A 7,854-nucleotide genomic window follows, 5' to 3' on the forward strand; every position below is an offset into this window, starting at 1 on the left:
ATAGCATCTTCTAAACTAAATATGGACCTTAAGTTGGAGGTTACAACGAGAGGAGAATTTAAAAATGCAAACATTAAAAAGAGAAGAGATCCAAACTGCATTAAATGAGAAAAAAGGATGGCAGACTTGGTGGAGACTTCTTCGACCACATACATTAACAGCATCTTTCGTCCCGGTATTTGTTGGAACAATGTTGGCTATTCAACAGACCTCATTCCATTTTTTACTCTTTTTAGCCATGATGACTGCATCTATTGTAATTCAAGCAGCCACTAATATGTTCAATGAATACTATGACTATGTTCGCGGACTTGACAATGAAAACTCTATTGGGATAGGCGGAGCCATTGTAAGAGATGGAATCCAACCTAAAACTATTAAACATTTGGCTATTACCTTATTTGTGATAGCTGTGCTGTTAGGTGTTTATATTAGTATCGAAACCACTTGGTGGGTAGGATTGACTGGCGCTATCAGTATGATATTCGGTTATCTCTATACAGGTGGACCTTACCCTATTGCCTATACCCCTTTTGGTGAATTAACATCAGGCACACTCATGGGAACCGTTATTGTTGCTGTCTCTTTTTTCATTCAGACAGGCTATGTTAATGCGGAAATATTTCTTGTTTCTATTCCCGTTGCTATATTCATAGGTTCTATCCTATTAGCAAATAACATTCGTGACCGTGATGGAGACAAAATTGCAGGACGAAAAACTATAGCCATTTTACTTGGACACAAAAAAGCAATCCGATTTCTTGCCGTTTTGTATGCGGTGGCATATGGGTTAACGTTCCTATTCATCATTTTAGGTATTCTTCCATGGTGGTCTCTCATTGGATTCTTAAGCATTCCAAAAGCAAAAGAAGCAGTTCAAGGATTTGTTGGGAAAAGCTCTCCACTTGAAATGCTACCCGCAATGAAATCAACCTCACAAGTCAATACATTTTATGGATTTTTAGTAGGGATTTCATTATTCATATCTTTCCTATTTCAGTAATCAACCAAAGCCTGCATAACCGCAGGTTTTTTATTTTAGCATTTTTTTGAAATTCATAGTAAGATGAAAGAAAAATGAGGAGGAGTAAGATGGAAGTTTCATTCGAAAATACATTAATGGAAGCGCTCGGTATGAAAGTAGAAAAATCAGAAAAAGACTCCGTTATATTAACTATGCCTGTTGAACCTAAAACACATCAACCTATGGGATACTTACATGGCGGGGCAAGTGTTGCCTTAGCTGAGTCAGTTGCAAGCATAGGCGGATTCCTAAACATTGATCCAACCACTCATCAGGTATTCGGGATAGAAATCAATGCAAATCATATTAAAAATAAGCGAGAAGGGATTGTCAAAGGAGTTGGAACTCCGATCCATATTGGGAAGAACACACAGGTATGGGAGATACAGATTGTTGATGAAGAAGACAACAAAATAAGTATATCCCGGTGCACGTTGGGAGTTGTCCCATTAAAAAACAAAGGATAAGCAAGGAAATGTTTCTCTGTGTTTTTTCCAAAAGAGACGGGACAAAAACCGCACCATCCAGTCAAGTTATCTATTTGGGCAAAGCTTCGCGCTTTTTGGTCAATTTAGGTGCTACTAAAGTTCATTGGGTGACGATCTTATAGGTTATGTGATGATATCAAAATTTTCAGTGCTAGAGAGCTCGATTTAAGTGACGACTTTTTTATGCATAGTGACGCTTTTATAACTTGCGTGCTATTCACTTTGCTTGGGTGCCACTATCTTTGTTTGAGAGCCACACTCTCTATTTCTATGTGCCAATTTCAAAGTTTTAAGTGACGATTTTCTCCAGTTTAAGAAGATAAGGTGCCACTTCTCTTGATTGCGTGCCACCCCAACCCATCCACATACGTGCCAATTGCCACTAGAAAAGCTGATTCCTCTCTTGAGGAATCAGCTTTTTATTTTTTGATAGAATCTTTCATCCATTAAACATAACCTTTTTTAGCAAACCAAGGTCTTAAATTCATAAATACAGGGATAAACAGTAAACTGATAAACACACCTTTTATCGCATTAAATGGAAGTAAGGCTCCATATACAGTAACCCATCTTACCTGCGCATTCATTTCTTCAAATCCCATGAACCATGTGTAAGCTGGAAGGATAAGGAAATAGTTTAGAATTCCCATTCCAATTGCCATAGTAATGGTACTTACAATAATGCCAAAAACAACACTTTTAAATGTTTTGTACTTACGATAAATCAATGCTACAGGAAGAATAAACATCGTACCAGCTAAGAAGTTTGCAGCGACACCAACAGGATCACTTGCACCAGTTAATAGCAAGTAGAGGATATTCTTTAATCCTTCTACAAGAATACCTGCTGCTGGAGTAAACACTAGTGCTGCGATAATTGCGGGAATGTCACTAAAATCCACTTTCAAATAACTTGGTAGCACAGGAAGTGGAAAACTTAAAAACATTAATACAGCTGCCATTGCACTAAATAGAGATATTAAAATAATCTTGAATAACTTTGATGAATTGTTCATCACCAATCTCCTCCTTCATCCTTTGCCGATTCACATCTCGATGAAGGCGAACACAAACATATGAAATTTGGCTCAATTAATCATAATCATTAGTCTAACCATTACACCTATGTTTCTTGAACATAAAAACCCTAAAGCATTTAAATAGCTCTAGGGGCATTTTTGGGTGCAAGAAACTAAAGGTGTCTAATTCACCTATTTGTGCTCTGCATCTTCTCCCATCCAGACTGTAACTGTCGGTCCTGGAATTTCACCAGGTCCACCGTAGGAAGAGGATCACTCCTCTTTTGGCACCTACGGGTCGCGGACTGATAGCACATGGCTAATTACCGCCGGTCGGGAATTTCACCCTGCCCCGAAGATGGAATCGTATTGTTTTCATTAGTTATTATAAAATAAAATTAAGGAAAATAAAAGTGAAAAGCCTCACATACTGCACACTCTTTCCTATTATTCAAAAAGTGGACACAAATCTTCTGTTCCTTTAAGGTTTTTAATCATGTGAACTAGAAGATCTATCTCCTCTTCTATATCCTTAAAGCTCACTGTTTCCACAGGAGAATGCATATACCTTAATGGTAAAGATACTAACGCAACAGGTACACCATTTCCAGTATAACGCATTTTATCAGCATCCGTACCCGTTTGACGTGGAGTAAGTTCATATTGAACCTTCATATCTAGATCTTTCGCTGCCTTTTCTAGAAACTGATTCATTTTCCGGTTAATCGGCGCACCCTTAGCTAAAACTGGTCCTCCACCAAGCTTAATATCCCCATGCTTTCTTTTATCGACACTTGGATAATCTGTAGCAAACGTTACATCACATGCAATTGCCATAGTCGGGTCAACTCCAGCACTGGCAAAATAAGCACCACCCAAATTGGTTTCCTCGTTAACAGTGCTAGCAGCATAAACCCCAACATTAACTGATTCCTTAGACAATCTCTTTAAGACTTCACCAACAATATAGGCCCCCGTACGGTTGTCTAGTCCTCTTCCAGTGAGAAATTTTTCATTTAAGACTTCTGGTTCTCTCTTATATACCGCTAAATCTCCTACCTGTACAAATTTTTCAGCCTCATCTTTAGAATCAAAGCCGCAATCAACATAAAGGTCTGTAAATTCTAATTTTTCTTTTACTCCCCCGTGGTGCTCCGCGTTCGCACCGATAACACCTGTAAAGGTTTTACCGAAACCCAAAATCATGATTTTCATTCCTACGGCTATTTTCGCACTTATTCCTCCCATTTTATCAATGTAGAGAAAACCGTCTTCACTAACACCCGTTACAACAAAAGCAATTTCATCACAGTGGCCAGCCAGCAAAACCTTAAAAGGTGCATTAGGATTTAACACTGCAATGACGTTCCCAGCATTATCAGTCCTCATATCATCTGCATACGGTTTCATGTGCTCCATCCATTTTTTCTGAATCATCATTTCCATGCTTGATGGTGAAGGAGTCATTAAAAGCTCCAATAAAAATTCGTGTTTTTCTCTGTTCATATGTATTCCTCCTAATCGATTGATGTGAAAAATCAATCTCATACTAATATAACTCTCACACACTAAATTATAACAAACCTTTTGTGAACAAAAAAATTCTAAAATCGCTTTTTATATGATATAATTACATTAAACCGATAAGAAAGGTTGGTATTATTATGCCAAAAAGTATACCTAGACCGTTAGTTCGACTCAATCAATGGACTATTTTGTCTTCTGTTATCATAGCTTTAATTACTTCTGTACACGAAATTATGTTAATTCCACTTATTGCAGGACTTATAGGATTAACTTTTGGGATCAATCCAATTATGTGGATCGGAAAACAATTTCTAAAAAAACCGGTGAAAGAATATATCCTAGAAGATGTTGACCAACAAAGATTTAACCAAATCATCGCAGTTACTTGCCTCTTTCTATCCTACCTTGGATTTCTTATGGGAGTAAACTGGATGGGTTATACATTTTCTATTATGGTGGGTCTTGCATCAGGTATTGCAATTGCTGGTTTTTGTATAGGATGTTACATTCGCTTTCAATGGGGACAATACCAATACCGCAAAAAACAAATTCAGTAGAGAACCTATTCAAGGTTCTCTTTTTGTATGAATAAAGAGATTCTGTCGATAATGTATAGAAAAGATGATACGAGGGAGAGTTCTATGTTGCGTTATTCTTTTCTTTACTATTACTTCAGAATTCCAGTTTTAGTAAGACTCCTGCTAACTGTTTTGTCCTTCATGATTTTGTTTGGGATCATTATACATTGGATAGAACCAAGTCAATTCCCTACTATTTTTGATGGGATTTGGTGGGCATTTGTTACTGGATCTACTGTCGGCTACGGGGATTATGTTCCCTTGTCGAATTTAGGGAGAATAATTGCTATCTTTCTCATTCTAACAGGTGGTGGAGTGGTCACGTTTTATATGGCAACTATTTCAGCAAGTACATTAAAAAGACAATATGACTTATCGGAAGGATCTGTTGATTATCATCGAGAGAATCACTTCATTATTATTGGATGGAATGAAAAGGCTAGAAGATTAATTGAAAAAATAGAACAAGATATGCCTTCGCGAAAAATGGTTCTTATTGATCAAACATTAGATTCCTATCCTTATCAACAACATCCAGTTCATTTTGTAAAAGGTGATCCTTCAAGAGATTCTATTTTAAAAAAGGCAAACATCCAAAAAGCATCTACTGTAATAATTACAGCTGATCAATCAAAGAATGAGGGAGAAGCCGACCAACAAAGCATTCTATGTACCATTGCCTGTCGAGGATTAAATCCTAACTTGCCCATTTTTACGGAAATACTGTCTCAAGATCAAATTACAAATGCTTATCGCGCTGGTGCTACTAAGGTTTTAAGCACAAATTCATTTATGAGTGAATTGTTTTACCATGAAATCCAGCAAGAGCATCAAGCTTTTAGGATGATTTCTGGTCTTTTAGAATCCTATAAGTTTCTTGAAAAACAACCTACTGAAACTGAAATCGGTCAGACTTTTGGTAATCTAAAGGAACAATATAGAAATATGGATCAAACCATTCTAGGAATCAGTAAAGGGGATTATATTCAAATGAATCCCCCATCTGATGTAGTAATTGAAAATAACCATACTCTTTTTATCCTAGTTCCTAATTCCTAAAAGAGCAGATTCTACTTGTTTTATAAGGGACCGCCCTTTTTTCATGTATTCCTCTGGAACATGAGCATCTTTTTCGATTGGTTCCTGAAATTGGTTAACTGTAGCAGTAAAATTTCCAATCGCAGCATGGTCCTCATCTCCTTGATAAACATGGGTTAACATATAAGGCTTCTGTATACGTACAATGGCTCCATCTTGATCTAGCTCGCCATCCTCTGTTTTAAAGGGAATACGCAAAAATTGGTATCCGCCATCTGTGGCTAGTTTATAATCAAATGAACCATGATCATAATCCCAATTACCACCTATAACAAATCCCATAGGCTTTAATACTTTCTCCATGTCTTGCAGGACAAACACTTGATTTTCAATAGCAGAAGAGATTGTTTTCACATGTATTCACTCCTTTGTGATTAGCATATCCATCTTAATGCCGCTAACCATTGGAAAAATATGGATCATAAAGGCCGTTTCTATCCATGATTCCTCGCGAAATATGTGTTATCAACCAAACAAGCACTAATAAAAAAGGATGCCCCATCAGAAGGCATCCTCACGTTATTTTTATGAATTTAATCTTTTTTCAAGCTCTTCTTTTTCTTTCTCAAATCCTTTTTTACCTAGTAAAGCAAACATGTTCTTTTTGTAGGCTTCCACTCCAGGCTGGTCAAATGGATTTACTCCCAATAGGTATCCACTTAACCCGCAGGCTTTTTCAAAGAAATAAACCAAATAACCAAATGTATAAGCATCTAATCGTGGAAGATGAACAATTAAGTTCGGTACTTGTCCATCGGTATGGGCAAGCATAGTTCCTTCATAGGCTTTTTGATTAACAAAATCAACAGTTTCACCAGCAAGATAATTCAATCCATCTAGATCCTGCTCATCTTCTTCAATTGTAATATTAGACTTTGGTTCTTCTACATGAAGAACGGTTTCAAACAAGTCTCGACGACCTTCTTGAACATATTGACCCAACGAGTGAAGGTCTGTTGAAAAATTAGCGGAAGATGGATAAATTCCTTTAAAATCTTTTCCTTCGCTTTCTCCAAATAATTGCTTCCACCATTCACCGAAATATTGAAGAGCCGGTTCGTAGTTAACCAACATTTCAATAGTCTTACCCTTGTTATACAAAATGTTTCTTACTGCTGCATATTGGTATGCAGGATTTTCTTCTAATTCAGAGGATTCTAGCTCTTTAACCGCAAGCTGAGCTCCTTCCATCATTTCATCAATGGAGATTCCACTTGCTGCGATTGACAATAAACCAACAGCTGTTAATACGGAATAACGTCCCCCTACATCATCAGGTATAATAAATGTTTCATATCCTTCTTCATCGGCAAGAGTTCTAAGAGCACCTTTAGCTTTATCCGTTGTAGCATAAATACGTTTTTTAGCTTCTTCTCTGCCATATTTGTCCTCCAAGTATTTACGGAAAATACGGAATGCTAATGCTGGCTCGGTAGTTGTCCCGGATTTAGAAATAACGTTTAAGGAAACATCCTTACCTTCTAGCACATCCTTTAATTCATTCATGTAAGTAGAGCTAATATTGTTTCCAACAAAATAAACTTCTGGAGTTTTACGTTGTCCTTTTTTCAAAACGTTATAAAAAGAGTGATGGAGCATTTCTAGCGCAGCTTTTGCGCCTAAGTAGGAACCACCAATCCCTATGACTAAAAGAACATCGGAATCCGACTGAATTTTTTTAGCAGCCTTTTTAATTCGGCTAAATTCCTCTTGATTATAGTCGTTTGGTAGTTCTATCCATCCTAAATAGTCATTGCCTGCACCTGTTTTTTCATGCAAAGTGTGGTGAGCAAGTTTCACAGCATCTCTCATGTATGTGAGTTCATGTTCTCCAAAAAAAGATAAGGCCTTACGATAATCAAACTTAATATGTGTCATCTCTTTATGCCTCCTCAAATTATTGCTTATACCTTTATAGTATCCATATCAAACTTTATCGAAACAGAGAAAGCAAATCAAGATGCTTCTTCCCATGTAACCGTATACACTATATAAATTTTGTGAAATTAGTAAGAAAAGTGCCCCTCGAAATAAGAAAAGCGCAAGCGCCCTCGATCATCGACGTAAGGCGGTGAGGCCCACAGGATGTGGGTCACGTAGGCATTGCCACACGATGTGGC

8 protein-coding genes and 1 riboswitch are annotated in these 7,854 nt (G+C 37.2%); of the genes, 4 read left to right on the forward strand and 4 right to left on the reverse strand.

Annotation, left to right across the window (positions count from 1 at the left end):
• Positions 1-64: 64 nt before the first annotated feature.
• Positions 65-1,003 carry a 1,4-dihydroxy-2-naphthoate polyprenyltransferase gene (locus RZN25_12410; GenBank protein MEQ6377619.1) on the forward strand — a complete coding sequence of 313 codons (939 nt, stop codon included), beginning with the start codon at positions 65-67 and terminating at the stop codon, positions 1,001-1,003.
• 89 nt (positions 1,004-1,092) lie between these two features.
• The gene (locus RZN25_12415) at positions 1,093-1,491 is read left to right on the forward strand and encodes a hotdog fold thioesterase (GenBank protein MEQ6377620.1); all 399 of its coding nucleotides are present in this window, start codon (positions 1,093-1,095) and stop codon (positions 1,489-1,491) included.
• Positions 1,492-1,958: 467 nt separating this feature from the next.
• Here the strand turns inward: RZN25_12415 and RZN25_12420 are convergent, their stop codons facing one another.
• Together RZN25_12420 and RZN25_12425 are read right to left on the reverse strand one after the other, a co-directional pair.
• A complete protein-coding gene (locus RZN25_12420; protein MEQ6377621.1) occupies positions 1,959-2,528 on the reverse strand; it encodes an ECF transporter S component in 570 nt (189 codons plus the stop codon).
• A 206-nt stretch (positions 2,529-2,734) separates the two neighbouring features.
• A riboswitch (FMN riboswitch) is annotated at positions 2,735-2,895 on the reverse strand.
• 83 nt (positions 2,896-2,978) lie between these two features.
• A complete protein-coding gene (locus tag RZN25_12425; protein ID MEQ6377622.1) occupies positions 2,979-4,037 on the reverse strand; it encodes a M20/M25/M40 family metallo-hydrolase in 1,059 nt (352 codons plus the stop codon).
• 158 nt (positions 4,038-4,195) lie between these two features.
• Between RZN25_12425 and RZN25_12430 the strand changes: the two genes are divergently transcribed.
• Together RZN25_12430 and RZN25_12435 are read left to right on the forward strand one after the other, a co-directional pair.
• On the forward strand, positions 4,196-4,615 hold the full coding sequence (locus RZN25_12430; GenBank protein MEQ6377623.1) for a DUF4395 domain-containing protein: 420 nt from the start codon (positions 4,196-4,198) through the stop codon (positions 4,613-4,615).
• A gap of 51 nt (positions 4,616-4,666) precedes the next feature.
• The gene (locus tag RZN25_12435) at positions 4,667-5,695 is read left to right on the forward strand and encodes a potassium channel family protein (GenBank protein ID MEQ6377624.1); all 1,029 of its coding nucleotides are present in this window, start codon (positions 4,667-4,669) and stop codon (positions 5,693-5,695) included.
• Here RZN25_12435 and RZN25_12440 read toward each other — a convergent pair.
• Both RZN25_12440 and RZN25_12445 read right to left on the reverse strand, forming a co-directional pair.
• Complete coding sequence (locus RZN25_12440; protein ID MEQ6377625.1) at positions 5,678-6,088, reverse strand: YugN-like family protein; 411 nt, start codon at positions 6,086-6,088, stop codon at positions 5,678-5,680. The two genes, RZN25_12435 and RZN25_12440, sit on opposite strands and share 18 nt — an antisense overlap.
• 171 nt (positions 6,089-6,259) lie before the next feature.
• Entirely contained in the window at positions 6,260-7,612 is a 1,353-nt protein-coding gene (locus RZN25_12445; protein ID MEQ6377626.1) for a glucose-6-phosphate isomerase, read from the reverse strand.
• Positions 7,613-7,854 lie beyond the last annotated feature (242 nt).

The organism is Bacillaceae bacterium S4-13-56, assembly GCA_040191315.1.
Lineage (GTDB): Bacteria > Bacillota > Bacilli > Bacillales > JAWJLM01 > JAWJLM01.